Annotated in this window: 29 protein-coding genes and 1 pseudogene; 24 read left to right on the top strand and 6 right to left on the bottom strand. The window is 74.2% G+C overall.

What is annotated here, in order from left to right:
* Positions 1-3: 3 nt before the first annotated feature.
* The 11 genes from H1D33_RS12215 to H1D33_RS12165 all read left to right on the top strand — a co-directional run bounded on the left by H1D33_RS12215 (position 4) and on the right by H1D33_RS12165 (position 12596).
* Positions 4-1095, top strand: coding sequence for a ferredoxin reductase (locus H1D33_RS12215; protein WP_181567953.1), 1092 nt, complete (start codon positions 4-6; stop codon positions 1093-1095).
* Positions 1096-1107: 12 nt separating this feature from the next.
* Positions 1108-2247, top strand: coding sequence for a fatty acid desaturase family protein (locus tag H1D33_RS12210; RefSeq protein WP_181567954.1), 1140 nt, complete (start codon positions 1108-1110; stop codon positions 2245-2247).
* Positions 2248-2420: 173 nt separating this feature from the next.
* On the top strand, positions 2421-3944 hold the full coding sequence (locus H1D33_RS12205; RefSeq protein ID WP_307755426.1) for a glycosyltransferase family 4 protein: 1524 nt from the start codon (positions 2421-2423) through the stop codon (positions 3942-3944).
* 680 nt (positions 3945-4624) lie between these two features.
* Positions 4625-5797, top strand: coding sequence for an alanine--tRNA ligase-related protein (locus H1D33_RS12200; RefSeq protein WP_181567955.1), 1173 nt, complete (start codon positions 4625-4627; stop codon positions 5795-5797).
* A gap of 65 nt (positions 5798-5862) precedes the next feature.
* Complete coding sequence (locus H1D33_RS12195) at positions 5863-7335, top strand: ATP-binding protein (RefSeq protein WP_181567956.1); 1473 nt, start codon at positions 5863-5865, stop codon at positions 7333-7335.
* A gap of 17 nt (positions 7336-7352) precedes the next feature.
* Positions 7353-9164: an acyl-CoA dehydrogenase gene (locus H1D33_RS12190; RefSeq protein WP_181567957.1), complete on the top strand. Its 1812-nt coding sequence runs from the start codon at positions 7353-7355 to the stop codon at positions 9162-9164.
* A 71-nt stretch (positions 9165-9235) separates the two neighbouring features.
* Positions 9236-10426 (top strand): helix-turn-helix domain-containing protein, encoded by a 1191-nt coding sequence (locus tag H1D33_RS12185; RefSeq protein WP_181567958.1) that lies wholly within the window; start codon positions 9236-9238, stop codon positions 10424-10426.
* Positions 10427-10515: 89 nt separating this feature from the next.
* Entirely contained in the window at positions 10516-10881 is a 366-nt protein-coding gene (locus tag H1D33_RS12180; RefSeq protein WP_307755399.1) for a hypothetical protein, read from the top strand.
* A gap of 73 nt (positions 10882-10954) precedes the next feature.
* Positions 10955-11173 carry a hypothetical protein gene (locus tag H1D33_RS12175; protein WP_181567959.1) on the top strand — a complete coding sequence of 73 codons (219 nt, stop codon included), beginning with the start codon at positions 10955-10957 and terminating at the stop codon, positions 11171-11173.
* 42 nt (positions 11174-11215) lie between these two features.
* Positions 11216-11938: a GNAT family N-acetyltransferase gene (locus H1D33_RS12170; protein WP_181567960.1), complete on the top strand. Its 723-nt coding sequence runs from the start codon at positions 11216-11218 to the stop codon at positions 11936-11938.
* A gap of 4 nt (positions 11939-11942) precedes the next feature.
* The gene (locus H1D33_RS12165) at positions 11943-12596 is read left to right on the top strand and encodes an AAA family ATPase (protein ID WP_181567961.1); all 654 of its coding nucleotides are present in this window, start codon (positions 11943-11945) and stop codon (positions 12594-12596) included.
* Between the two features lie 18 nt (positions 12597-12614).
* On the opposite strand, the gene H1D33_RS12160 is transcribed toward H1D33_RS12165, so the two are convergent.
* The 3 genes from H1D33_RS12160 to H1D33_RS12150 form a co-directional block, all read right to left on the bottom strand.
* Complete coding sequence (locus H1D33_RS12160) at positions 12615-13196, bottom strand: dihydrofolate reductase family protein (protein ID WP_181567962.1); 582 nt, start codon at positions 13194-13196, stop codon at positions 12615-12617.
* A gap of 64 nt (positions 13197-13260) precedes the next feature.
* Positions 13261-13662, bottom strand: coding sequence for a helix-turn-helix domain-containing protein (locus H1D33_RS12155; RefSeq protein WP_246411422.1), 402 nt, complete (start codon positions 13660-13662; stop codon positions 13261-13263).
* A 103-nt stretch (positions 13663-13765) separates the two neighbouring features.
* On the bottom strand, positions 13766-14173 hold the full coding sequence (locus H1D33_RS12150; RefSeq protein WP_181567963.1) for a nitroreductase family deazaflavin-dependent oxidoreductase: 408 nt from the start codon (positions 14171-14173) through the stop codon (positions 13766-13768).
* Positions 14174-14242: 69 nt separating this feature from the next.
* On the opposite strand from H1D33_RS12150, the gene H1D33_RS12145 reads away from it, so the two are divergent.
* From H1D33_RS12145 to H1D33_RS12130, 4 genes and pseudogenes are all read left to right on the top strand, one after another.
* Entirely contained in the window at positions 14243-14782 is a 540-nt protein-coding gene (locus H1D33_RS12145) for a P-loop nucleotide/nucleoside kinase family protein (RefSeq protein WP_181567964.1), read from the top strand.
* Between the two features lie 68 nt (positions 14783-14850).
* A pseudogene (locus H1D33_RS12140) lies at positions 14851-15201 on the top strand (MFS transporter); the annotation flags it as partial.
* A 65-nt stretch (positions 15202-15266) separates the two neighbouring features.
* Complete coding sequence (locus H1D33_RS12135) at positions 15267-16076, top strand: MFS transporter (protein ID WP_307755425.1); 810 nt, start codon at positions 15267-15269, stop codon at positions 16074-16076.
* Between the two features lie 198 nt (positions 16077-16274).
* Positions 16275-17099 carry a hypothetical protein gene (locus tag H1D33_RS12130; RefSeq protein WP_181567965.1) on the top strand — a complete coding sequence of 275 codons (825 nt, stop codon included), beginning with the start codon at positions 16275-16277 and terminating at the stop codon, positions 17097-17099.
* A gap of 19 nt (positions 17100-17118) precedes the next feature.
* Here H1D33_RS12130 and H1D33_RS12125 read toward each other — a convergent pair whose 3' ends face one another.
* On the bottom strand, positions 17119-17724 hold the full coding sequence (locus tag H1D33_RS12125) for a YdeI/OmpD-associated family protein (RefSeq protein WP_181567966.1): 606 nt from the start codon (positions 17722-17724) through the stop codon (positions 17119-17121).
* A 22-nt stretch (positions 17725-17746) separates the two neighbouring features.
* Here H1D33_RS12125 and H1D33_RS12120 point away from each other — a divergent pair, with 22 nt between their 5' ends.
* The 5 genes from H1D33_RS12120 (at position 17747) to H1D33_RS12100 (ending at position 21172) form a co-directional block, all read left to right on the top strand.
* On the top strand, positions 17747-18652 hold the full coding sequence (locus H1D33_RS12120; protein ID WP_181567967.1) for an aminoglycoside phosphotransferase family protein: 906 nt from the start codon (positions 17747-17749) through the stop codon (positions 18650-18652).
* A 34-nt stretch (positions 18653-18686) separates the two neighbouring features.
* Positions 18687-19331 (top strand): alpha/beta fold hydrolase, encoded by a 645-nt coding sequence (locus tag H1D33_RS12115; protein ID WP_181567968.1) that lies wholly within the window; start codon positions 18687-18689, stop codon positions 19329-19331.
* Positions 19332-19486: 155 nt separating this feature from the next.
* On the top strand, positions 19487-19885 hold the full coding sequence (locus tag H1D33_RS12110) for an OsmC family protein (protein ID WP_220138671.1): 399 nt from the start codon (positions 19487-19489) through the stop codon (positions 19883-19885).
* 9 nt (positions 19886-19894) lie between these two features.
* A complete protein-coding gene (locus H1D33_RS12105) occupies positions 19895-20503 on the top strand; it encodes a class I SAM-dependent DNA methyltransferase (RefSeq protein WP_181567970.1) in 609 nt (202 codons plus the stop codon).
* Positions 20504-20566: 63 nt separating this feature from the next.
* Positions 20567-21172, top strand: coding sequence for a GNAT family N-acetyltransferase (locus H1D33_RS12100; protein ID WP_181567971.1), 606 nt, complete (start codon positions 20567-20569; stop codon positions 21170-21172).
* Between the two features lie 4 nt (positions 21173-21176).
* Here H1D33_RS12100 and H1D33_RS12095 read toward each other — a convergent pair whose 3' ends face one another.
* Both H1D33_RS12095 and H1D33_RS12090 read right to left on the bottom strand, forming a co-directional pair.
* Positions 21177-22157 (bottom strand): HEAT repeat domain-containing protein, encoded by a 981-nt coding sequence (locus H1D33_RS12095; protein ID WP_181567972.1) that lies wholly within the window; start codon positions 22155-22157, stop codon positions 21177-21179.
* Complete coding sequence (locus H1D33_RS12090) at positions 22154-23452, bottom strand: MFS transporter (protein WP_181567973.1); 1299 nt, start codon at positions 23450-23452, stop codon at positions 22154-22156. The genes H1D33_RS12095 and H1D33_RS12090 overlap by 4 nt, the downstream gene beginning before the upstream one ends.
* Before the next feature lie 91 nt (positions 23453-23543).
* Between H1D33_RS12090 and H1D33_RS12085 the strand changes: the two genes are divergently transcribed.
* The 4 genes from H1D33_RS12085 to H1D33_RS12070 are packed head-to-tail and all read left to right on the top strand — an operon-like array spanning position 23544 to position 26220.
* Positions 23544-24488 carry a LysR family transcriptional regulator gene (locus H1D33_RS12085; RefSeq protein ID WP_181567974.1) on the top strand — a complete coding sequence of 315 codons (945 nt, stop codon included), beginning with the start codon at positions 23544-23546 and terminating at the stop codon, positions 24486-24488.
* A gap of 33 nt (positions 24489-24521) precedes the next feature.
* Entirely contained in the window at positions 24522-25160 is a 639-nt protein-coding gene (locus H1D33_RS12080) for a class I SAM-dependent DNA methyltransferase (protein WP_181567975.1), read from the top strand.
* A gap of 18 nt (positions 25161-25178) precedes the next feature.
* The gene (locus H1D33_RS12075; protein WP_181567976.1) at positions 25179-25835 is read left to right on the top strand and encodes a hypothetical protein; all 657 of its coding nucleotides are present in this window, start codon (positions 25179-25181) and stop codon (positions 25833-25835) included.
* 22 nt (positions 25836-25857) lie between these two features.
* Positions 25858-26220: a hypothetical protein gene (locus tag H1D33_RS12070; protein WP_181567977.1), complete on the top strand. Its 363-nt coding sequence runs from the start codon at positions 25858-25860 to the stop codon at positions 26218-26220.
* The last annotated feature ends 42 nt before the right edge of the window (positions 26221-26262 follow it).

Genomic DNA, 26262 nt, shown 5'->3' with positions numbered 1-26262 from the left:
CATATGACCACAACTGCGCCCCGCCGCTCCCAGAAGGTCTCCTTCCGGGACAGGCTGCTGCGGCTGGCCGGCACGGTCACCACCCCGCTGCTGCCGGGCGACTACCTCGACCTGGTCGCGCCGCTGCGGGCCGGTGCGCCGCTGCGCGGCCGGATCGTCGCCGTCCGCCCGGAGACCCGGGACGCGGCGACGCTGGTGATCCAGCCCGGTCGCGGCTGGCAGGGGCACCTGCCGGGGCAGTACGTGCGCCTCGGCGTGGACGTCGACGGGGTGCGGCAGTGGCGCGCGTACTCGGTCACTTCGGTGCCCGGCGCGGCGGACGGCCGGATCTCCGTGACCGTGAAGGCGATCCCCGACGGCAAGGTCAGCAACCACCTGGTCCGCCGGATCCGGCCCGGCACGATCGTCCAGCTCGATCAGGCGCAGGGCGACTTCGTGCTGCCCACGGCCACGCCCGAGCGGGTCCTGTTCCTCACCGCCGGCAGCGGCATCACCCCGGTCATGGGGATGCTGCGCGCCGGCCTCACCGACCGGGCCGACGTGGTGCTGGTGCACTCGGCGCCCACCCGCGACGACGTCATCTTCGGTGCCGAGCTGCGGGCGCTGGCCGAACGCGGCGCGGTACGCCTGGTCGAGCGGCACACCGACACCTCCGGCCTGCTCGACGTGGCCGAGCTGGACGACCTCGTACCCGACCACGCGCAGCGGCACACCTGGGCCTGCGGGCCGCTGGGTCTGCTCGACGCCGCCGAGGCGCACTGGGCGCGGCGCGGGTGCGCGGAGAAGCTGCACACCGAACGGTTCCGACCGACCGTGATCACGCCGGGCGACGGCGGCACGGTGACCTTCACCGGGGCGGGGGTGACCGTCGAGGCCGACGGCGCCACCACCCTGCTCGACGCGGGGGAGAACGCGGGGGTGCTCATGCCCTCGGGCTGCCGGATGGGGATCTGTTACGGCTGCGTCGTGCCGCTGCGCCAGGGCGCCGTGCGCGACCTGCGCAACGGCGACGTCACCATGGCGGTGCCGGGCGACGGCGTACGGATCCAGACCTGCGTGTCGGCGGCCGCCGGTACCTGCGACATCGAACTCTGAGGAGCCACCGACGTGACCGTGATCCAGAAGAAGGCCGACAACCCGATCGCCCACCTGAGCGCCGAGGACATCGAAATCATCGGCAAGGAGCTGGATGCGATCCGGGACCGGGTCCTCGCCGACCGGGGGGAGCGGGACGCCCGCTACATCCGCAAGGTGATCAAGACCCAGCGGACGCTGGAGATCAGCAGTCGCGCGGTGCTGCTGTTCTCGCTGTTCCCGCCGGCCTGGATCGTCGGCACGGCCGGCCTGTCGATCGCCAAGATCCTCGACAACATGGAGATCGGGCACAACGTCCTGCACGGCCAGTGGGACTGGATGCGTGACCCGAAGATCCACTCCACCACCTGGGACTGGGACCACGTCTCCCCGGCCGACCAGTGGAAGCAGTCGCACAACGAGCTGCACCACCGCTTCACCAACGTCGTCGGCAAGGACAACGACCTCGGGTACGGCATCATGCGCGTCGACGAGGACCAGCCGTGGCACCCGATGCACCTGGGCCAGCCGGTGTGGAACCTGCTCAACGCCGCGTTCTTCGAGTACGGCATCGCCGCGTACGACATGGAGCTGGGCGACCACCTCAAGCAGAAGCGGCTGAAGGACCCGAAGTTCCGGGCCAAGGCGAAGGCGGTCGGCCGCAAGATCCGCAAGCAGGTGCTCAAGGACTACGTGGTCCACCCGCTGCTCTCCGGCCCCTCGTTCCTGTCCACGCTCGCCGCCACGTTCACCGCCAACCTGATCCGCAACGTGTGGAGCCACTCGGTGATCATGTGCGGGCACTTCCCGAGCGGCGTGGAGACGTTCGAGAAGACCTCCATCGAGGGCGAGACGCGCGGCGAGTGGTACCTGCGGCAGATGCTCGGCTCGGCCAACATCAGCGGCCCCCGCCTGCTGCACATCATGACCGGCAACCTGTCGTTCCAGATCGAGCACCACCTCTTCCCCGACCTGCCGAGCAACCGCTACCAGGAGATCGCCCCGCAGGTGCGGGCGCTGTTCGACAGGTACGGCCTGCGCTACACCACCGGCCCGCTGCCCAAGCAGGTCGCCTCCGCCTGGTGGAAGGTCATCCGCCTGTCGCTGCCCAACCGGCGCGACCGCCGCCAGCCGGTCGCCCCCGCCCCGCTGGTCCCCACCGCTGCCGCCTGACCGGCACGTGCACGGCCGGTGAACTTCCCCCCACCGGCACCCGCATAGTCGGTGTCTTCGCAGCTCAGACCGCTTTTTGCGGTCGTCGGGCCAGCCCTGTGTCCCCGTACACTCGCGCCATGCCGATGCAGCGGGACGCCGCGCCGCCGCCGGGCGCCGGCCGGCGGGTGGTGATGCTCGTCGACAACGCGGTCGAGGGTGACTCGCGGGTGCAGAAGGCCGCCCGGTCCGCCGCCGACGCCGGCTGGCACGTCACCCTCCTCGGCTGCGCCCGCACCGACACCGGGCGCCGCTGGCAGCTCGGCGACGCCGACGTACGCGTGCTGCCGCTGGACCCGCCCCCCACCGTGGCCGCCGAGGTGCGCGCCCCGCACCACGCGGGCACGGCCGCAGCCGGCCTGCGGGGGCGGCTGGTGGCGCACGGCGGGCTGCCGTTGCGGGCCGCCCGGCTGGCCCGCCGACCGGTGGAGCACGCCCAGGTCCGCTACTGGCAGGCACGACTCGGCGACCGGGCCTGGCGTCGGCTGGAGCCGGGGCTCTGGGACTACGAGCGGGTCGCCGGCCCGATCCTGGACGAGCTGGACCCCGACCTGATCCACGCGCACGACTTCCGGATGCTGGGCGTGGCCGCCCGCGCGGTCGAACGCGCCCGTGCCCGGGGACGCTCCGTGAAGCTGGTCTGGGACGCCCACGAGTGGCTTCCCGGCGCCCGGCCCCGCCGCGACGACGCCCGGTGGCTGCCCGCCCACCTGGGCTACGTCCGCGAGTACGTGGGCCACGCCGACGCGGTCGTCACCGTCTCCGACACGCTCGCCGACCTGCTGGTCCGCGACCACGACCTGCCCGAGCGACCCACCGTCGTGCTCAACGCGCCGGTCGCCGGGAACGAGCCGGCCGGCGAGCCGGCGCCCGACCTGCGCGCCCGCTGCGGCGTGGCCGCCGACACCCCGCTGCTGGTCTACAGCGGGGCGATGGCCGTGCAGCGGGGCGTGGACACCGTGGTCGACGCGCTGCCCCGGCTGCCCGGCGTACACCTGGCCCTGGTCGTCGCCGACCCGTCCGCCCGGTACGTCCGCCAGGTCGTCGCCCGCGCCGCCCGGTGCGGCGTGGCCGAGCGGGTGCACGTCGTGCCGTACGTGCCGCACCGGCAGCTCGTCGCGTTCCTCGGCGGCGCCGACGTCGGGCTCATCCCGCTGCACCACTGGCCCAACCACGAGATCGCGCTGATCACCAAGTTCTTCGAGTACGCGCACGCGCGCCTGCCGATCGTGGTCAGCGACGTCCGCACCATGGCCGACACGGTCCGGGCCACCGGCCAGGGTGAGGTGTTCCGGGCCCGGGACGCCGCCGACCTGGCCCGCGCCGTCCGGGCGGTGCTCGCCGATCCGGCCCGCTACCGCGCCGCGTACCAGGCGCCCGACTCACCCCTGCCCACCTGGACCTGGGAGTCCCAGGCCGAGCGCCTCAACGCCCTCTACCGCCACCTCCTGACCCCCAGCCCCGCCCCCACTCCCACCCCTGACCAGCCCACCCGCCCTCACCCCCGCCCACCCCGCCCTGCCCCTGCCGGCCCCTGCGCCCCGTCCTGCCCCGCCCACCCCGCCCTGCCCCTGCCGGCCCCGCCCGCCCCGTCCTGCCCCGCCCCGCCCCGCCCCGCCCCGCGATCTTGGACTTGTGGCACCTCGCAAGAGCCATGAATGCCGCATGTCAGGCGCCACAACTCCAAGATCGACGACGTGGTGGCGGAACCGGGGTCGCCCGGCGCGACATGAGGAACCGGGTCGCATGCTCCCGACCTGCGCTCGGCGTGACCCCGGCTTCCAGCCGGCTGGAACGTCATGGGTGTCTGCGGGGCTGGTTGGCACCCATGACGTTCCACTCGTCGCGCCAAGGCGCTCGGCATCGACGTTGACCATGAAGTTGACGGCGACAAATCGGGCACCAGAAACTGCTAACTTCATGATCGATTGGGCAGGGCAGGGCAGGGCAGGGCAGGGCAGGGCAGGGCAGGGCAGGGCAGGGCAGGGCAGGGCAGGGCAGGGCAGGGCAGGGCAGGGCAGGGCAGGGCAGGGCAGGGGCCGGGCGGGGGCCGGGCGGGCCGGGGCCGGGCGGGCTGGGTCGGGCCGGGCGGGCTGGGCAGGGCCGGCGGCAGGGCGGGGAAAGGGGTGGGCGTGGGGGAGAGGGTGGGTTAGCGTTGAGGGCATGCAGAGCAGGCGACTGATGACCGCCGCAACCGCGCGAGCTTCTTGCTCGCCGGTTGCCGCCGCCTGACCTGCCCCATCCCCACGCCGGCGACCGGAAACGGTCCGTCGGCGTCGTCGTGTCACGCCACCTTTCGGCGGACCGTCCGGACGCCCGTACCCGGAAGGCACCCGCCATGACACCCGACGAGATCATCCGTACCTTCGAGGACCACTACCACCGCCTCGGCCACTCCGACGCGCCGGAGAGTTCCCTGGTGCCGCCGCCCGGCGACCCGGTGCTGTTCACCACGTCCGGCATGCACCCGCTCACGCCGTACCTGCTGGGGCGCCCGCATCCGGGTGGACGCCGCCTGGTCAACGTGCAGCGGTGCCTGCGCACCACCGACCTGGACGAGGTCGGCGACCGTACCCATCTGACCGTGTTCCAGATGCTCGGCTCCTGGTCGCTCGGCGACTACGACATCGTGACCAGCCTGCGCTGGGGCTTCGAGCTGCTCACCGACGGCTACCGCATTCCGCCGGAGAGGCTGCACGCGACGGTGTTCGGCGGCGACGACCACCTCGGCCCGGACGAGACGGCGCGCGAGACGTGGACCGCGCTCGGCGTGCCGGTGGAGGCGCTCGGCGAGGACAACTGGTGGTCCAACGGGCCGACCGGCCCGTGCGGGCCGGACTCGGAGATCTTCGTGTGGACCGGTGACGGGCCGCCCACCGGCACCCCGAGCGGCGACGATCGCTGGGTCGAGGTGTGGAACCACGTGCAGATGCGCTACCACCGCCACCCCGACGGCCGGCTCACGCCGTTGCCGCTGTCCAGCATCGACACCGGGATGGGCCTGGAACGGCTGGAGATGGTGCTGCGCGGAGAGACGTCGGTGTTCACCGGCGACGGGCTGCGCCCGTGGGTGGACGCGGTCCGCGAGCGGTGGGACCTGCCCGAGACCGACCGGCGGGTGGTCGCGGACCACCTGCGCTCCGCGGTGGTCGTGCTCGCCGACGGGGTACGGCCGGGCAACACCGGCCGCGGCTACGTGCTGCGCCGGCTGGTGCGCCGGGCGTTGACCGTGCTGTGGCGCGACGACGAGACGCGCAGCCTGGCGGAGTTGCCGCCCGGCGGGTACCCGGACACGCTGCGCCGGTTCCGCCGGCCGGTCGACCCCGGCCCGCTGCGGGAGGTGCTGGGCGACGAGGAGCGCCGGTTCCGCGAGCTGTTGCGGCGCGGCCGGCCGCTGGTCGACCGGGTCCGCGCGCGGGGTCCGCTGACCGAACGTGACTACCACTGGCTGCACGACACCCACGGGCTGCCCCGCGAGCTGGTCGACGGCCTGCTCACCGACGCGGCCTGAGCGGTGGCCGCCCGGGCCGGCCGGTGCCAGACTCGGGGCAGACGTCGCGCGAGGGAAGAGGGCCCATGACCGGGTACGAGGTGCGGCCGGACGAGGAGACGGTGTCGTTGCTCGGCGCCGAGGTGCACGTCACCGACCCGGTCGGGCTGCTCGCCGCAGCCGTGGACGGGCCGGTGGAGTTGCTGGCCGGCGCGAATTTCCCCGCCCCGGTGCGGGAGGTGCGCTGCACCGTGCGCGCCGACACCGACGACGGGCGGCCGGTGCACCGCTTCGAGGCGTACCTGCGGGTGGAGGCCGCGCCGGCGGGCCTGCTCGCGCTCGGGTTGGCCGGCCCGGTCGGCCTGCTGCTCGCCGAGCGGCTCGCCGCGCGCGCCGGCGACGGCCCGGCCGCCGCCGCGGTGGGCCGGGCCGCGGCCGAGGCGAGCCGCCGGCTCGGGCTGCGGCCCGCCGGCACCGCCCTCGCCACGCCGCCGCGTGACCCGGCCGGCCGGGCGGTGCTGGCCGCCGCCGAGGCCGCCGGCGTGCGACCCCGCGTCGAGCAGGAGAACGGCACGGTACGCATCCGCGTCGACGTGCCGAGCGCCGAGGTGGGGCCGGAGCACCTGCGCGCCGTGCTCGGCCTGCTGTTCCAGGCGGTCCGCGAACTGACCGGCGACAGCGTCGAGCCGACCGTGCTGCGCGGGCGGACGTACCTGGTGGGGCGGCGGCCGGTGGCGGTGGCCGCGCCGCGCAGCGAGACGGTGACCCTCGACCAGGTCGGCGGCCTGGCCGACGTGGTCGCCCGGTTCCGCGAGGTGGCGGTGTCGTTCCGGCATCCGCAGGCGATGGCCCGCTGGGGCGCGCGCCGGCCGCAGGGCATCCTGATGTACGGGCCGCCGGGCACCGGCAAGACCATGCTGGCCCGGGCGCTCGCCAACGAGGTCGGCGCGGACTTCGTGGAGATCCGCACCCCGGAGATCCTGGACAAGTACCTCGGCGGCTCCGAGCGCAACATCAAGCGCATCTTCCGCGACGCCCGCCGCTACCGCCGGCCCACCGTGATGCTCTTCGACGAGTTCGACTCGATCATCAGCTACGCCGGGGCCGGTGGCGACGCGGCCAGCCAGGCCGTCAACGCGGTCGCCGGCATCTTCAAGCAGGAGATGAACACGCTGTTCGAGGAGAACCCGGACGTCATCGTGGTGGCCACCACCAACTTCCCGCAGCGCGTCGACGCCTCGCTGATCCGCTCCGGCCGTTTCGACCTGAAGATCGCCATCCCCGCCCCGGACGACACCGGCCGCGCGGAGATCCTCGGCAAGATGATCCGGGAGCTGATCGAGCGGCACGAACGCCCCGGTTTCCGGATGTTCGCCGACGACGTGGACCCGGCCGCCCTGACCGCAGACACCGCCGGGCTCACCGGCGCGGACCTCCGCGAGTCGCTGCGCCGGGTGCAACTCGCCAAGGCGCTGCGCGAGGCCGCGGAGGGTGCGCCGCCGGCCCCGATCAGCCAGGATGATCTGCGGGAGGCCGTCGCCGGGTTGCGCCGCGGCTGAGGAGGAAGGGGCCCGCGTTGTCGTCGTCCGAACTGTTGCTCTCCCGTCGCGACCTGGCGTTCCTGCTGCACGACTGGCTGGACGTGAGCCGGCTGACCGAGCGGCCCCGCTACGCCGAGCACTCCCGGGAGACGTTCGACGCGGTGCTCGACCTCGCCGCCCGGGTCGCCGCCGAGCGCTTCGCCCCGCACAATCGGGCCGCCGACACGAGCGAGCCCACCGTCGACGGCGGACGGGTGCGCACCCTCCCGCAGGTCAAGGCGGCGCTGGACGCGTTCGCCGACACCGGTCTGTTCGCCGCCACCCTGGACGAGTCGGTCGGCGGCATGCAGCTCCCGCACGCAGTGGCCGCCGCCGCGTTCGCCTGGTTCCAGGCCGCCAACGTGGGCACCTCGGCGTACCCGTTCCTCACCCTCGGCAACGCCAACCTGCTGCTCGCCCACGGCAGCGCCGAGCAGGTCGACACCTGGGTCCGGCCGATGGTCGAGGGCCGGTTCTTCGGCACCATGTGCCTGTCCGAGCCGCAGGCCGGCAGCTCGCTGGCCGACCTCACCACCCGCGCCGAACCGCAGGACGACGGCACCTACCGGATCACCGGCACCAAGATGTGGATCTCCGCGGGTGACCACGAGCTGGCCGAGAACATCGTCCACCTGGTGCTGGCCCGCATCCCCGGCGGGCCGCCCGGCGTGAAGGGCCTGTCCCTGTTCGTCGTGCCGAAGGTGCTGCTCGGCGACGACGGCGCGCTCGGCCCGCGCAACGACGTGGTGCTGGTCGGGCTCAACCACAAGCTCGGCTACCGGGGCACCACCAACACGCTGCTCAACTTCGGCGAGGGCGTGCACCGCCCGTACGGGCGGGCCGGCGCGGTCGGCCAGCTCGTGGGGCAGCCGCACCAGGGGCTGGCGCTGATGTTCCACATGATGAACGAGGCGCGCATCGGCATCGGCGCCGGCGCCACCGCGCTCGGCTACACCGGCTACCTGAAGTCCGTCGCGTACGCCCGGCAGCGCCCGCAGGGCCGCCCGCTCGCCGACAAGGACCCCACCACGCCGCAGGTGCCGATCGTCGCCCACCCCGACGTACGTCGGATGCTGCTGGCCCAGAAGAGCTGGGTGGAGGGCGCGCTCGCGCTGGTGCTCTACTGCGGACGGCTGCTCGACGAGGAGAAGACCGCGCCCACCGAGGCCGACCGGGAGCGCGCGCACCTGCTGCTGGACCTGCTCACCCCGATCGCCAAGAGCTGGCCGTCGCAGTGGTGCCTGGCCGCCAACGACCTGGCCATCCAGGTGCACGGCGGCTACGGCTACACCCGCGACTACGACGTCGAGCAGCACTGGCGGGACAACCGCCTCAACCCCATCCACGAGGGCACCCACGGCATCCAGGCGCTCGACCTGCTCGGCCGCAAGGTCACCATGCGCGACGGGGCGGCGCTGGAGCTGCTGACGGAGACGATGCGCGCCACGATCGACCGGGCCTGGAAGGCGGACGGGTCCGCCACCGAGCTGGCCGGGCCGCTCGCGGCGGCGGTGGACCGGATCGCGGTGGTGACCCGGCGGCTGTGGGCGACCGGCGATCCGGAGCTGGCGCTGGCGAACGCGTCGGTCTACCTGGAGGCGGTCGGGCACGTGGTGGTCGCCTGGCTGTGGCTGGAGCAGGTGCTGGCGGTGGAGGCGTCCGGGTCCCTGGAGGAGGGGTTCGCCGCCGGGAAGCGGGCGGCGGCGCGCTACTTCTACCGGTGGGAGCTGCCGAAGGTCGGGCCGCAGTTCGACCTGCTGGAGAGCCTGGACCGAACCACGCTGGACATGCGGGAGAGCTGGTTCTGAGCCCTGTGAGCCGAGAGCCATCTCCCTCCCCGCCGAGGACTACCGATTGTGGATCGTGGAGGCGGACGAGTATGGCCAGGAAGACCGACACGATCGGCGCCCGGATTCGTTACTGGCGGATGCGCCGTGGCGGGATGAGTCAGGCCGTCCTCGCCGGGCTGGCCGGAGTCAGTCAGTCCTACATCTCCCAGGTCGAGTCCGGCCGCAAGACGATCGACCGGCGGTCCACGTTGGTTTCGGTCGCCGCCGCGTTGCAGGTGACGGTCGCGGATCTGCTCGGTCAGGGCGCCGAGACCGGTGACCCGGCCCGCGAGCGCGCCGCCGAGTGCGTGCCGGCGATCTGGTCCGCGCTCATCGAGATCGAGGACGGCGAGCGGCGGCCGGCCACGCGCACGGCACGGGAACTGGCCGCTGACGTCGGGCGCAGCGAGCAGCTTCGTCATCGCTCGAACTTCCCGGCTATGGCTCAGATGCTGCCGGGCCTCCTGCTGGAGGCTGCCGCGGCGGGCGGGACCGCGCTCGCGCAGGTGGCGTACCAGGCGTCGGCCTGCCTGCGGCACCTCGGGTACCGGCACCTGGCGCTGAACGCGGCCCGGGTCGCGGTGGCGGCAGCCGAGGACACCGAGGATCCGGCGTGGCTGGGCGCGTCCCGCTTCGCGTACGCGCAGAGCCTGCCCATCGAGTCGGCGTCCCTGGCGGCCCGGGCAGCCGACCGCTCTCTGGCGGAACTCCACTCCGTCGCCTTCGATGAACGGGTTCGGCAGATGCTGGGCCAGTTGCACCTCTCGGCCGCTCTGGCGTCAACGGTGAGCGGACGGCCTGATCTGGCGCGCGACCACCTGACCGAGGCGGCTCGGGAGGCCGCGACGTTGGGAGATCCCCAGGACGGGATGGGGTTCAACGGCTGCGGGTTCGGGCCAACCAACGTGGCGTTGTGGGAGATGTCGATCGCCGGTGAGTCGGGCGAGCCCGGCCGGGTGATTGAGCTGTCCCGAACGGTGCGTCCTCAGGTTCTCGCCGCCTCGATCCGGCAGATGTCGTACTGGCTCGACCTCGGGCGCGCGCTGGCCGATTCTGGTCGCCGGGATGCCGAGGCGCTCGCGGCGTTCATCCGCGCGGAGCAGGCCGCGCCGGTGCCGTTCTCGCTCAATCCGCTCGCGCAGGATGCGGTTGTCGCGATGGCCCAGCGGGCCAAGCGCCGCGCTCTGCCCAACGACCTTCGCCTGCTGGCCGGACGTCTCGGGCTCACCCTCGCCCCATAACCAGGGGTAATTGTGTCCCCACCCTCCGCTCCTAACGTCCGCTGTGGGTGAGGCGGAAGCCTCATCCTCCTCAGCAGACGGAGGTGGGCATGGGCGGTCGGCGAAGTCGGACCGGAAGCCGCAGCGGTCAGCAGATCCAGGCTGCGGAGTGGGAGGCGGCCAAGAGGAGAATCCTCGACCTGGCCGGATCGGGCCAGCCTCAGAGCGTCCCACCGGCGCCGACGGACGGGACGTTCGCGACCAGCAGCGCGGCACCTGCCCTGCCGCGTCGGCGCTTCGTGCCGTACGAGGACTACCTGCTCGCCATCGCGCGGACGCTCGTACGCCGCCACCGGCCGGCCTGGTCGTGGCGGAAGTGGCGGTGGGTGTGCCGGTGCGGTGCTGACCTGCCCTGCCGGGTTCGCCACCGGGTGCCCATCGGGCGGTCGCAGTGGCTGCCGGGTGAACGCCGATGAACGGCAGGCGGGAAGACGGCATCCGTGTGGGGGATCGGTCGCTCTTGACCGCGTACCAGTGTCGGGGGTGGGGGTGAGCGGGCACGGGCCGGTGCTGCCGGTCTGGACGTGCGACGCGTGCGGGGGACCGTGGCCGTGCGCGACCCGGCGGCGGGAACTGCTGGTGGAGTACGAGGGCGCGCCGATCTCGTTGGCGTTGTACCTGGGGGCGCAGTTGGCGCGGGCGACGGCGGACCTGAGCTGGGCGCCGGCCGGGGCGTTGCACCGCCGATTCCTGGGCTGGCTGCGGTGAAAGGACTGGCGGGACTGCCGGGCCGGGCGTGAGGATGCGTTCATGGCCGCTGATCCGTTGCTCGCTCGCGCACGGGCGGCGTGGCTCGGCCTGGCCGGCACGCCGATGGCCTTTCCTGCGGCGGGTGGCGTCGAGGTGGCCGCCTCGGCCGGGTCACTGCTCTGCCCGCCGGGCTGGGTCGGGATCATGCGGTTGGGCGATGCCGCCGTCGTCACCGTACCGTCGGATGGTCTGGTGGGGACGGTGCGCGAGGCGCTGCGGCGGCTGCCCGTCGCGGAGCTGACCGACGCCGGCCGGCTGCGGGCTCTCCTGCCGGTGGCCGGGGTGCTCGGACCGGCGAGCCTGGCCTACGTCGACGAGAACCGGTTCCGGCCGGCGACGTCCGACGAGGTGGGAGTGGTTCCGGGGGAAGCTGCCGACCTCACCGCGCTGCTGGCGTCCGTCCCGGCGGACGACGCCGACGAGTGCGGGTTGGCCGACGTCACCTCCCGGGCGTTCGTGGTTCGCCACGGGGATCAGGTCGTGGCTGCGGCCGGCTACCGGCGGTGGCCGGGGCGGGTGGCCCACCTGTGCGTGCTCACCCGGGCGGACCGGCGTGGGCGCGGGCTGGCGTGTGCCGTGGCCTCGGCGGCGGTCGCGGACGCGTTGACCAACGGACTGCTGCCGCAGTGGCGGGCCCGGCCGGAGCCGTCGCGCCGGGTGGCCCGGGCGCTGGGCTTCCGGCAGCTCGGCGCGCAACTGAGCCTCGCGCTCACGGGGGAGTGACGGCATGGCGTACGGCACCCGCGACGATCTGCTCCGCCACCTGGCCGACGCGGTCGAAGGGGTGAGCGCCGGGCATCCGACGCGGGTGGCCGTCGACGGGCCGCCCGCCGCCGGCAAGACCACGCTCGCCGACGAGTTGGCCGGTGTCCTGCGCGCGCGGGGCCGGCACGTCGTCCGGGCGACGGTCGACGACTTCCTCGTCCCCCGGGAGCGGCGCTACCGGCGGGGGGAGTTCTCGGCGGAGGGCTGCTACCTCGACGCCCACGACCACGGGGCGCTGAACCGGGTGCTGCTCGATCCGCTCGGCCCGGGCGGGGACCGACGCTTCCGGCACGCGGTCCACGAGGATGCCGCGACCTCGACGGCCCCGGTCGACGCGGTGCTGGTCTTCGACGGCGTCTTCCTCCTGCGCCCGGAACTGGTCGACCGGTGGGACCTGTGCGTCCTCGTGTCGGTCACGCTCGACCGGCTCGTGGCTCGTGCCATGGTCCGGGAGGGCCGGGTGTCGTCGCGGGCCGAGATCGAGCGGCGCTGGCGGGAGCGGTACCTGCCCGCCCAGCAGCTCTACGCCGCCACGGCCCGCCCGGGCGAGCGCGCCGACGTCGTCGTGCACAACGACGAGCCGCAGCGGCCGGCCTGGGAGACCCGGGCGCGCTGACGCCCGACGACTCCGCCGTCAGCGGCGTACGCGGTAGCGCAGGTGCAACACCCGGTTGCCGCGGATCACCACGTCCGGATCAGCCAGCAGGTGCTGCGCGTCCACCGACCCGAAGTAGCGCTTGCCGGACCCGAACACGACGGGTACCACGTCCATCCGTACCTCGTCGACCAGGCCGGCGGCGAACACCTGGCCGCCGACGTCGCCGGCGGCGACCTCGACCACCCGGTCGCCCGCGAGCTGCTGCGCCCTGGCCACGGCCGCCTCGACGCCGTTGACGAAGTGGAACGGCGCCTCGCGGTCCCAGCCCTCGGGCGCCGGCCGGTGCGTCACGACGACCACGTGCGCCACCCCGCCCGGCGGCTTGCCGTCCCAGCCGTCGGTCAGGTCGAAGACGTGGCGGCCGACGACCGTCACGCCGATCTCGTCCCAGTACGGCCGCGTGTAGTCGTAGGACGTCTGCGACACCGTCAACGCGCCGCTGTCGTCCAACGGGACGTCACCGCCGGACAACCAGTCGAACAGCGGTCCGGGCTGGTCGTTCTCGTCCGCGACGAAGCCGTCCACCGACACCGAGCTGTACATGACCACCGCGCCCACGGGTTCTCCTCTGCCTGGAATGCCCCCAAGGTAGCGGGCCGCGACCGGCGGCTCTTGTAGGAAATCAATCGATCGGCAGCGGCCAGCCGTCCAGCACGTGACCGGGATGTTCGCGCAGGAAGCGTCGCCGGACGTCGACGTAGCGGGTCGGTGTGAGCCCGGTGAACGCCCGGAAGTCGTGGCCGAAGTGGGCCTGGTCGAAGTAGCCGGCGCGGGCGGCGAGGTCGGCCCAGTCGACCGGCCCGGCGGGGTCGATCGCGAACACCGTGGCGGCGAAGCGGTAGGTTCGGGCCAGCCGCTTCGGCGTGACGCCGACGAGCTGCTTGAACCGCTGCGCCAGATGGGTGCTGCTCACCCCGGCCGCTACGGTCAGGTCGCCGATCGCCACCGCCCCGCCGGTGTCCGCGATGACGCTGCTCGTCCGGCGGACCAGCGCCACGCCGTCCGCCTCGCGCAGCCGTCGCATCAGCTCCGCCTCGAGCAGGCGTACGGCGGCGAGCCGTCCAGGAAGTAGACGTCGTCGATCAGCTCGTCCAGCTGCGGTCGCGGCGCTCTGGACACGTACCGCACTACGGCGCGGGCTCCAGCACGACGACCGGGATCTGCCGGCTCGTCTTCCGCTCGTAGTCGGCGAAGCCCGGGTACGCCGCCTTCTGCGCGTCCCAGATGCGCTCCCGCTCGTCGCCGTCGGCGACCCGGGCGACCAGGTCGACGGTGTCCGTGCCGATCTCCGCCGTGACCTTCGGGTGGGCGAGCAGGTTGTGGTACCAGTCGGGATTGGTGGGCGCACCGGCCTTGGACGCGAACACCGCGTAGCCGCCGTCCAGCTCCTGGTACATCATCGGGTGGACCCGGGGCTCGCCGCTGCGGGCGCCGACGGTGTGCAACAGCAGCAGCGGCGCGCCGGCGAACTGGCCGCCCACCCGGCCGCCGTTGGCCCGGAACTCAGCGATGATCTTGTCGTTCCAGTCGCTCACGTCTGCTCCTCCACCCGGCCGGTCGGCTGTCCGAACACTACCCTGATCGTTACCCAACAATCGGCGGCGATGATGAGGCGACCCACACTGTTCCTGACCGTGGGACTTCCGTGCACGGGGAAGACCACCGCCGCTCGCCGCATCGAGGTCGAGCAGCAGGCGCTTCGCCTCACCAAGGACGAGTGGGTGAAGGCGCTCTACGGGCCGGAGAACCCGCCCTCCGCGCAGGACGTGATCGAGGGACGGCTCATCCAGGTCGGGCTGCGCGCCCTCGAACTCGGCACCAACGTCGTGATCGACTTCGGCCTGTGGAGCCGGGACGAGCGGTCCGCCCTCCGGCAGGCCGCGACCGACGTCGGCGCGGCGGTGGAGCTGCGCTACTTCGCCGTCACCGCCGCCGAGCAGCGCAGGCGGGTCGACCGGCGGCAGGCCGAGGCGCCGCACACGACCTGGCCGATGTCCGACGAGGAACTCGCCGGGTGGGCGGCCGTCATCGAGATCCCGACGGCCGGTGAACTCGACGGCAGTGAACCCGTCGGCGACCCGCCGGCCGGATTCGCGACGTGGCGGCAGTGGCGCGCCCACCGCTGGCCCCCGTCGATCTCCTGACACCCCTCGCCCCCGGCGCGCCCTACCGTGGTGAGGTGACCGCTGCCCCCGGCACGCCACCGGCGACGATGAGCCGCCGGCTGACGTTCCTGTTCGCGGTGACGGCCGGCGCGGCGATCGGCAACCTCTACTGGACCCAGCCGCTGCTCGGCCTCATCGCGGGCGACCTGGGGACCGCCACCGCGGCGGCCGGCTGGCTGGTCACCGCGACACAGATCGGGTACGCCGCCGGCGTGCTGCTGCTCGTGCCGCTCGGCGACGTCCTCGACCGCCGCCGGTTCGTCCCGCTGATGCTGACCGCCTCGGCCGCCGCGCTGCTGCTCTGCGCGTGGGCGCCGTCGACCGGGGTGCTCCTCGCCGCCCTCGGTGTGCTCGGCGTGACCACGATCTCCGGTCAGATCCTCACCCCGCTGGCCGGGGACCTCGCCGGTGACGCCCACCGTGGCCGCGTCGTCGGCGTCGTCGGCTCCGGGACCTCACCGGCATCCTCGCCTCCCGTACGGTCGGCGGCCTGGTCGCCGACACCGCCGGCTGGCGGGCGCTCTTCGTCGTCGCCGCCGTCGTCGCGGTCCTGCTCGCGGTCCTGCTCCACCGCGCGATCCCACCGCTGGCACCGCGGACGCGCATGGCGTACCCCCGGCTCGTCGCCTCGGTCGGCGCGGTGGTCGTGCGGGAGCGGGCGGTCCGGTGGACGCTGGTCCTGGCCGCCACCGGCTTCGCCACGTTCTCGCTGTTCTGGACGGCGCTGACGTTCCTGCTCAGCGGCCCGCCGTTCCGGTATCCGGCGCCGGTGATCGGGTTGTTCGGGCTGGCCGGCCTCGCCGGTGTCCTCGCCGGACTGCGCGGCGGCCGGTTGCACGACCGTGGCCGGTCGCTCCCGGCCACCGGCGTCGCCTGGGCGTTGGCACTCGGCGCCTTCGTCGTCGCGGCGTTCACCGGCCGTTCCGTGGTCCTGCTCGTCGTCGCGGTCGTCATGATCGACGTGGCCCTCCAGACCCAGGCGCTGCTCAACCGGGCGCGACTGTTCGCCCTCTCCGACGAGGCCCGCAGCCGACTCAACACGGCGCTGGCCGCCGGCAACTTCGTCGGCGCCGCCGTCGGCTCCGCCGCCGCGACCACGCTGTGGGCCGTCGGCGGCTGGACCGCGATCACGATCACCGGAGCGGCGCTGTGCTGCCTCGCGCTCACCGTGTGGGCGCGGGGGCGCCGGGGACCGCTGGTGGTCCGGGTAGCCGGGGCCGTACACGTCGAGCAGCGCCGGCGGCGGGTGCAGGCCGCCGCCAGTCGCCACTAGTGGGTGGCATGGGGGAAGCCCGGGGGGCCGTCCCGGATGTCCCGGGGCCTGGCCACGGGCCAGGCTGAGGGCGTGACCCTGCCCGCGTTCCCAGCCGCCGACGACCCGCCGACGTCCCGAGTGCGTCGGCTCCGGGCGCATCGACCGGTCCGCGACGAGGGCGGCGCGGACCGGTTCACGCTGTTTCTCGTCGCCGGGGTGCTCACCATCCTGGTGACCCGGGCGTTCCTGCACCTGACCGGCTATCCGCAGGTCGGCAGCGGAGGGCTGCACATCGCGCACGTGCTGTGGGGCGGCCTCGGGATGCTCGTCGCCCACCTGATGTCCATGCTGTTCATCGGCGTCGGAGTGCGAAACGCCGCAGCGGTCGTGGCCGGAGCCGGCTTCGGCCTGTTCATCGACGAGGTCGGCAAGTTCCTCACCGCCGACAACAACTACTTCTACGAACCCGTCGCCGCCGTCATCTACGCCGTTTTCGTCGCGACCTACGCCGTGGTGCGGCTCGGCGTCAACCGCCGGCCCCTGAGCGAACGCGAGCGGCTCGTCAACGCGGCGCACCGGACGGCGGACGGCCATGCCGGCTCGCCGGCAGGTGGTGAATGGCCGACGCGCATCCGTGAGCGATGGCGGTCGGCGCTTGCCGACTTCTGCCGACGGCCGCCGCTGCGCCGCTGGACCGCGCCGGCGATCGGGTTGTTCACCCTCTTCTCGCTGGGCCGCCCGCTCGTGCTGCTGTCCCGGGACGCGAACCTGCCCAACCTCGTCCACGCGACGTTCGCGTGCACCGCGTTCGTGCTCGCGGTCCTCGGGCTGTGGCGCTCGACCCGTGGCCGGTCGGCAACCGACCTGTTCGAGGTCGCTCTGATGATGGAGCTGTTGGTGGTGCAGGTCTTCTGGCTCCTGGACAGCGAGTTCGCCGGGATCCTGCCGGTCGCCTGGACCGTGGCCCTGCTGACGCTGAACCGACGACACGCCGCCCCTGCGCCGCCCGATCGCGCTACCTGCGGTCCGGTTGCACGCTGAGGAGCATCGGCCCTCCCGGTCACGGTGCGGCCGGAGGTTTCGCCCGCTGTGGATGGAACGTCTCGTGGCGGGCCAGCATGGCGACGAACTCGTCGATCTTGCGGGCCCGGGTCTCCGCCCGCTTGACCGCGTTGAGGCGGTGGATCAGCGCGAAGCGGTTGCCCTTGGTGAGCACGTCGAACATGGCCTGCGCCGCGGGCTCGGCGGCGACGGCGGCGAGCAGGTCGGCCGGCACCTCCGCCTCCGACGGCGGCGCGTAGGCCGCGGCCCACCGCCCGTCGGCCTGCGCGGCCTCCACCGCCGCGCGGCCGGCGGGCCGCATCCGCCCCTGCTCCTCCAGCCGGGCCACGTGCGCGACGTTGCGTCGCGACCAGATACTGCGCGGGCGGCGCGGGGTGAACCGGATCCAGGAGCTGTGCTCGTCGCGCTTGCGGGCCTGGCCGTCGATCCAACCGAAGCAGAGCGCCTCGTCGACCGCCTGCTGCCAGGTCAGCGTGGTCACGGTGCCGCCCTTCCTGGTCAGGGCCAGCCACACGCCGGGTGACGTGGCATGGTGGGCCGACAACCACGCGCGCAACTCGTCGGCGTCCCCGACGACCAACTCGTCCAGCTCGGCGCTCGGCATGACGGAAGGCTAACCGGTCGGTATGACACCCGAGATCAGCGCCGGGCTGGTCCGCGATCTGCTCCGCGACCAGCATCCCGACCTCGCCGACCGCCCGATCCGGCTGGCCGCGCGCGGGTGGGACAACCAGATGTGGCGGCTCGGCGACGACCTGGCGGTGCGGCTGCCCTGGGCGACCGAGACGGCGGGACTGCTGCTGCGCAAGGAGCACCGCTGGGTGCCCACGCTCGCACCGCGCCTCCCGCTGCCGGTTCCCGTCCCGCGTCGGCTCGGCGAGCCCTCCCCGCGGTTCCCGCACCCGTGGCTCGTCACGACCTGGATCCCGGGCACGCCCGCCGACCGCGCTCCGGTCACCCGCGCCGTCGACGCGGCGAGGTCGCTGGCCACCTTCCTGTCGGCCCTGCACCGACCGGCCCCCGACGACGCGCCGACCAACCCGAGTCGTGGCGGGCCGCTGGCCGAGCAGGCGGAGGGCGTCGCCGCGGCGCTCCGCGAGGCCACCGGGCGAGGGCTGGTCGACGACCCGGACGCGGTACGTGCCGTCTGGGCCGACGCGGTCGCCGCGCCGCCGTGGACCGGCCCGCCACTGTGGTTGCACGCCGACCTGCATCCGGCCAACGTCCTGGTCGCCGACGGCACACTTCGCGGTGTGATCGACTTCGGGGATCTCTGCGCGGGTGACCCGGCGTACGACCTGGCCGCCGGCTGGCTCCTGCTGCCGGACGGGGCAGTGGACGACGTCCTCGCGGCCTATCGGCCGGGTGCGGACGCCGCCACCCGGCGACGCGCCCGCGGCTGGGCGGCGGCCCGCGCGCTCGGCGGCGTCCTCATCGGCGACAACGGCGTCCACGGTCGTCCCGGCGGCAAGCCCACCTGGGGTCCACCCGCCCACGCGGCGCTGCGGCGCCTGGTCGCCACGGTCCGCTGAGGAGGTGTCGTACCCGGATGGGACGCTCCCGGGCATGGCGACGTTCGTTCTGATCCACGGCGGCGGGGGCAGCGCCTGGGACTGGCACCTCCTGGCGCCGGAGCTGGTCGACCTCGGCCACGACGCGGTGACGCCGGAACTGCCGATCGGGGACCGGTCGGCCGGCTTCGACGCGTTCTGCCGGGCGGTCGTCGACGCGGTCGGCGACCGGCGCGATCTCGTGGTGGTCGGCCACTCCTACGGCGCGTTCACCGCGCCGCTGATCGCCGCGAGGCTGCCGGTCCGGCTGATCGTCCTGCTCACCCCGATGATCCCGAGGCCGGGGGAGAAGCCCGGCGACTGGTGGGCCGCCACCGGCTACCGGGGTGTGGAGGGGCTCAGCGAGGAGGAGCAGTTCTACCACGGCGTGCCGGCCGACGTCGTGGCCGAGGCCCCGGCCCACAGCCGCGAGCAGGTCAGCGCCGAGGGCGACGAGCCCTGGCCGCTGGACGCCTGGCCCGACGTGCCGACCAGGGTGCTCGTCGCCCGCGAGGACCGGTTCTTCCCGGCGGACTTCCTGCGCCGGGTGACCGAGGATCGGCTCGGTTTCCCACCCGACGAGGTGGACGGCGGCCACTCGGTGGCGCTCAGCCACCCGAGGCAACTCGCCGACCGGCTCGACGCCTACCTGCGGGCCTGACGCCGGATTCCGGGCGGCGCGGTCACCGCCGAGCAGCTCGCACACCGTGCGGGCGCTCGACCGGCGGCGGTGAGGCGGGACGGCGTCTGGCCCGGATCGGGTGCGCGGGGGCAGAATGGCCCGGTCCGATGTGGCGCGAGGGGACGGGGCAGGCCGTGGATCAGTTCGCCGTGGTGGTCGGTGCCGGCTCGCTCCGGTCGAGCGCGGCCGACGTGGTCCGGTTCCCGCACCGCTGGACGCCGGAGGGCGTGACGGTCGCCGCCGACTTCACCGGGGCGCACCTCCTGCACGTCGCCGCGGCGGGTTGCGTGCTCAACGACGTCTACCGGGAGGCCGGTGAGCTGGGCATCCGCGTCGACGGGGTGCGGGTGACCGCCTCGGGCGGCTTCGACACGCGGACCTGGGCCTCCACCGGCATCACCTACCGGGTGGAGCTTCGGTCGCCCGCGTCCGCCGACGAGCTGGACCGATTGCTGGCGCGGGTCGACGAGGTGGCCGAGATCCCGCGCGCCCTGCGCGCCGGCGCCCCGGTGCGACGCGCCGACCTGCCCTAGGGTCGTCGGATGACCACGGAACAGGTCCGGCAGGCGTACGCGTCGGTGGCGGATCTCTACATCGACCTGTTCGGGACGAGCGGGCAGGTCCACGCCGACGACCTCGCGTTCATCCGGCGGCACCTGGCCGGCCGGTCCGGGCCGGTGCTCGACCTGGGCTGCGGACCGGGCCACCTCACCGACTTCCTCCGCTCCCTCGGCGGCGACGCCACGGGGTTCGACATCGTGCCCGAGTTCGTCGCCCACGCCCGGGCCACCCACCCGGGCGGCCGGTACGTGTTCGGGTCGATGGAGCGGCTCCCGGTCGCCGACGGCGGCGCCGCCGGCATCCTGGCCTGGGGCTCGGTGATCCACCTGCCGCCGCCCGACCTCGACGGGGTGCTCGCCGAGTTCCGCCGGGTGACCGCGCCGGGCGCGACAGTGGTGTGCGGCATCTTCGTCGGCGACGAGGTCGCCGCGTTCGACCACAAGGTCACCACCGCCTACCGCTGGCCGGTGGACGAGTTCTCCGCCCGGCTGGCGGCGGCCGGCTTCACCGAGGTGGAGCGCCTGCACCGGCCCGGTGACGGCGCCCGCCGCCCGCACGCCGCCGTCGCGGCGGTCCGGACCGCCGACTGAGTCGCGCCGGCCGGCCGCGGAAACCGATCGCCCGGGCCGGCGGCGCCGTGCGATCGTTGCCGGATGCCCCAGCCGATCTTGCGTACCGACCGCCTGCTGCTGGTTCCCCTGGCCGACCGGCACCTCGAGCTGGAGGTACGGCTCGACTCCGACGCCGAGGTGCTCCGCTACCTGTTCAGCCGGCCGCACCCCAGGGACGTGGTGGCGGACTACCACGCCCGACGGATGGCCCAGGCCACCACGGTCGACGGTCTGGGCTTCTGGATGGCGTTCGGATCCGGCGACTGCGGGCGTGAGTCGATCGCGCCCGCGAGCGAGGACGAGGGCGAGTTCGTCGGGCTGATGATGCTCCCGCCGGCGCACGGACCCGACCAGCCCGACGACCCCACCGTCGCGGAACTGGGCTATCGCCTCGTCCGTCGGCACTGGCGCAAGGGCCTCGCCAGCGACGCGTCCCGGTGCCTGCTGCGGCACGCCTTCGACACCGTCGGGCAGCGCCGGGTGATCGCGCAGACGATGGCCGTGAACGCCGGCTCGCGGGGTGTGATGGAGGCGGTCGGCATGCGGTACGTCCGCACCTACTTCCCCGACTGGGACGAGCCGCTGCCGGGCGCGGAGCGGGGCGAGGTCGAGTACGAGATGACCCGCGAGATGTGGCAGGCCCGCTGACGGGTCAGCGCCCGCCGTCGGTGTCGCGCAAGGCCGCCGACGCGGTCGCCCGCACGGTCGGGTCGGTGTCCTCGCTCAGCCGGCGCAGCAGTGGACGGCCTCCCGGCCAGCGTCGCAGCCCGGTGGCGAGGACGCCGGCGACGGCCGCCCGCACCCACCAGTCCGGGTCGTCGAGCCGGGTCCGCAGCGCGTCCAGCGGCACGCCGAGCAGGCCGAGGCCACGGACCGCGCCGGCCCGTACCGCCGACTCGGGGTCGGCGAGCAGCACCCGCAGCGCGGCGTCCGCCGCCGGGACCCGGTCGCTGTCCGCGGCCCGGCGGCCGATCGCCTCGCCCAGCACCGACCGGACGTACCGGGCCGGATCGGGGACCAGCGGCACCAGGTGGTCCACCACCGCCGGCGGCGCGGACCAGGCGAGCAGCAGCACGGCGTGGTGCCGGACCCACTCGTCCGGGTCGCGCAGGGCCGCGAGGACCAGCGCGTACGCCTGCGGGTCGCTGTTCACGGCCGGCAGCGAGTTCAGCGCGGTCCGCCGGATCACCGGGTCGGGATCGGTCAGCGCCTCGCGCAGCGTCGCCAGGTCGGACGGCTCGTAGACGTCGTCCAGCGCCCACAGCGCGGCCCGGCGCATCAGCGGGTCGGGGTCGTGGAGCATCGGCAGGACGACGGACCGGGCGGCGGCGCGATCCGCGCGGGTGGCCCTGCTCACCGCCATGCCGAGCTGCTCGCCGTCGTCGGCGTCCTCGTCGCGGTGGGCGAACGCGTGCAGCAGCAGCGGGAAGGCGTCCCCGCCGGACAGCCCGGCCAGGACGTGGGCGACCAGGTCCCGGCCGTACCAGTTGCGCTCGCGCACGCACCGCTCGAACGCGGCCCGCGCCGGGGCGGCCAGGCCGGCGTCGCCGCCGGCGGCCAGCTCCCGCACCAGCGGCCACGGGTCGTCGTCCCGGGTGCCGTCGGCGATGTCGAGCAGGTCGGCCAGCGTCACCGGGGTCCTCCGTCGGGGTGGCCGGACGCGCGGGCGTGCCCCGCCGCGCGGCCGGGCCAGCGTACCGCCGGACGTCCTGGCCCGCCGGAGCTGACCGGCACCGGACGGGCGGTTCGCGGCAGCAGGAGCGGGGTGGCGAGCAGGAGCACGCCGGAGACGGTGATCGCGGCCAGCGGGCCGACCAGGGCGGCGAGCACGCCCCACCCCACGGTCAGCGTGGCCTGGGTGAGCCGGCTGCCGACGCTCCACGCGGCCAGCACCCGGGCCGTCCGGTCCGGGGGAGCGCGGCGCAGCCGTTCGGTGGCCAGGAGCGGGTTGAACACGCCCATGCACACGATCAGCAGGGCCTCCACCACGATCACGGTGACCAGCCCGCCGACGCCGGGCCGCAGGAACGCCAGCCCGAGCGGGAACACCGAACGCAGCCAGCCGGACGCGGTCATGACCCGGTGCCGGCCGAACCGTCGCACCAGGCGCGGGGAGAGGCGGGCCCCGACGAACCCGCCCAACGCCGGCAGGCCGAACGCCAGCCCGTACTGCCAGGCCGGGAAGCCGTACTCGCCGAGCAGCAGCACGGCCAGCAGCGGCACGGTGGCCGTGATCAGCGCACCGACCAGCACCGAGTTGAGGAACAGGCGCCGCAGCACCGGCTCGTGGCGGACGAACCGCCAGCCGGCGAGCAGGTCGGCGCCGCGTACCCCGCCGGCCCGGGGCGTCGCCACGTCGCCGCCGCGGATGCGGCGCACCGCCAGCGCGGAGAGCAGGTAGCTCAGCGCGTCGGCGGTGACGGTGACGACCGGGCCGAGCAGCCCGACCAGCGCGCCGCCGAGCGGCGGGCCGACCGCCGTCGCCACCCAGGCGGTGCCCTCGAACCGCCCGTTCGCCACCAGCAGCCGGTCGCCGGGGACCAGATGCTTCAGGTACGCGCCGGACGCCGCGCCGAACGCGATGCCGGCGCTCCCGGACACCACCGCGACCAGCAGGAGCTGACCGTAGGAGAGCAGGCCCAGGGCGTACGCGACCGGCACGCTCGCCAGCGCGACGAAGCGGACCAGATCCGTGGCGATCATCACCGGGCGCTTCGGCCGGTGCTCCACCCAGGGGCCGAGCGGGATCGCGACGAGCGCCGCCACCGCCAACCCGGCCGCCTCCAGCAGCGACACCGCGAACGCCGACGAGTCCAGCACCCGCACCGCGATCAGCGGGAACGCGCCGAAGGCGAGCCACGTGCCGTAGGTGCTAATCGCGTAGGCCGACCACAGCCGACCGAAGTCGGCCCCCAGTTTCTCCCGCACCCGGGCATCAGACCGGCCGCCGGTGTGCGGGAGCAAACAACCGCCGGTCGGCGAGCCACAACCATCGGTGGGGCGGCCCTAGGGTGGGCCGGTGGACACCGAGGCAGTGCGATCGTTCGTCCGGGCGGCCGAGCTGGGCCAGTTGCAACGCGCCGCCGACGAACTGGGCGTCACCCAGCAGGCCGTCTCGAAGCGCGTCGCCGCCCTGGAGCGTGAGCTGGCCGTCCGCCTGTTCACCCGTACCGCCCGGGGGGTCGACCTGACGCTCGACGGCCGGTCGTTCCTCCCGCACGCGCGCCGCGTCGTCGCGCACGCCGACCGCGCCGTGGCCGCGGTCCGGCCCGGCTCGCGGGCGCCGCGCGTCGACGTGCTCGGCCTGCGCAGCGCGCAGGCCGTCCTGCTGCACGACTACTGGCGGTCGCGTCCCGGCGTGCACCTCGACGTGGTGACGCTGCGGCTGGACGACCCGCGCCGGGTCGCCGCCGCCGTCGCGGCCGGTGACCTCGACGCCGCGTTCCGCACCGTCACCGACCCGGCCACCCTGCCGCCCGACGTGCGGATGGTGCACGCGTTCGACTCCCCGCTGGAACTCCTCGTCGGCCCCCGGCACCCGCTCGCCGCCGCCGGCACGCTCACCCCGGCCGAGCTGCGCGGGCACCGGATCTGGGTGCCGGGCATCGTGGCCGGCAGCGAGTGGTCGGAGTTCTACGACCGGCTGACCGCCGCGTTCGACCTGCGTATCGACGCCACCGGCCCGAACTTCGGCACCGAGGTCCTGCTCGACACGCTGGCCGACTCCGCCGACCTGGCCACCCTCGTCGGCGCCCGCGACCGCTACCTCTGGCCGGCCGGGCACGACCTGCGGCGTATCCCGATCGAGGGGCCGACGCTCGCGTACCCGATCTCGCTCCTGCTGCCGGCGGACCCGCACCCGGCGCTGCGCCCGATCATCGACCACTTCGCGGCCCTGCCGCCGCTTCCCGAGCCGGTCTGGCGCCCGGCCTGGCCACGGGTCAGCCCGGCGGCGCGGCGGTGACGCGCGCCGCCGCCGACGGTTAGGGTGCCGACGGTGGACGAATCCGACTGGCTCGCCGACACCCGGACCTCCTACGACACGGTGGCGGCCGACTACGCCGACCTGCTGCGCGACGCGCTCGCCGAGGAACCGTTCCAGCGCGGGATCCTCGCGCTCTTCGCCGAGCTGGCGCGGGCCCGGGGAAGCGGCCCGATCGCCGACGTGGGCTGCGGACCGGGCCGGCTCACCGGCCACCTGCACCGGCTCGGCCTGGACGCGTTCGGCGTCGACCTGTCCCCGGCGATGATCGAGGTGGCCCGACGCGACCATCCCGGCCTGCGGTTCGAGGTGGGCACCATGACGTGCCTCGACCTGGCCGACGAGAGCCTCACCGGGCTGCTCGCCTGGTTCTCGCTCATCCACGTCCCGGACGCCGAGGTGCCCACGGTCCTCGCCGAGTTCCACCGGGTGCTGCGGCCGGGCGGCGTCGTGCTGCTCGGGTTCCACGCCGGCGACGGCAGCCGGCTCAAGACCGAGGGGTACGGCGGTCACCCGATGCGCGTGTACGTGCACCGCCGGCCGCCGGAGCGGGTCGCGGGCTGGCTGGCGGCGGCCGGGTTCACCGTGGAGGCCGAGATGGCACACCATCCGGCCCCGGGTGTCGAGGGCGGGTTCGTCTTCGCCCACCGCTGAGCGCGCTACCGTGCCCGGGTGACTGAGGCTTCGGTGACGTCGGTCGCCGTGACGTCCACGCTCGACTACTACCTGCTGGATCCGCATTCCCCGCGCGGGCTGCTGGTCGAGGAGTTCGAGCTGGCCGACGACCTGTCGGCGACGCGCCTGCGTACCGCCGGGTGGACGCCGGCCGACGGCGGCTGGTGGAGTTCGGCGGCCTTCGCCCGCGCGGTCCGCGCGGACCCGGACGTGCGGGCCCGGGTACGCGCGGTCACCCGCGCCGGCGCGGCGGAGACCTACCGCCGGCTGGGCGGCGGGACGCTGCCCGACGAGGAGACGCTGCGCGGGCGCTTCCGCGACGACGTGATGCTTGCGGGCGCGGCGCCGCTGCGGCTCGGCGTCGGTCCGCCCGTGCACCGGGTGCTGTTCGCCGGTGGGCTCGACGCCGAGCGGCTGGCCGCGGTGCGGTCGGCCCTGCGCCTCGACGGGCGGACGGACCAGGGCGTCGGCCGGCTGCGCGTCGACGGGACGGCGTTCCGTTGGGAGCTGCGGCACGCCGGCGGGGTGGCGTGGTGCCTGGACGTGACGGCCGAGCCGCTCGACCGGGAGGCGCTGCGCCCGCTGATTGGCCGGCTCACCGGCGTCGTGCGCGGCCACGGCCTGGTGCCCGCGACCGTCGAGTGCCTCGGCTGACGCGTGTCCCTACGGTGGACGCATGGGCATGTACGCGTCGGTTCGCGGTTGGTTGGAGATCGACTTCAAGCAGCGGAGTGCGGCGGAGGAGATCATCCAGCGGCATCACGACGAGCTCTACTCCGGTGGTTGGGCCTTCCCGACGGCACCGTTCAACTGGACGCTCTATCTCTTCTACGGCGGGGACATCCGCGAGGCGCGGCTGCCCTGGCTGCGCGCGCAGCTCGACGAGTTGGCGGCGATGCGGCCGGTGGACGAGGACGGTGACCGGCCGGTCGGCCTGTTCCTCGTGTCCGACGAACACGGTGGCGCCACCGGGTGGGAGGTGCGCGACGGACGGATCCGGGAGGAGGCGACACCCTCGCTGTCCTGGCTCCGAGAGTGATCACCGGTTGAAGCCGAAGCTCTGATGGAGCGTGGCCGCCGC

This window comes from Micromonospora ferruginea (assembly GCF_013694245.2).
Taxonomy (GTDB): Bacteria; Actinomycetota; Actinomycetes; order Mycobacteriales; family Micromonosporaceae; genus Micromonospora; species Micromonospora robiginosa.
Note: the sequence above shows the minus strand (reverse complement) of the source record. Positions and strands in the feature narration are given on the sequence as shown.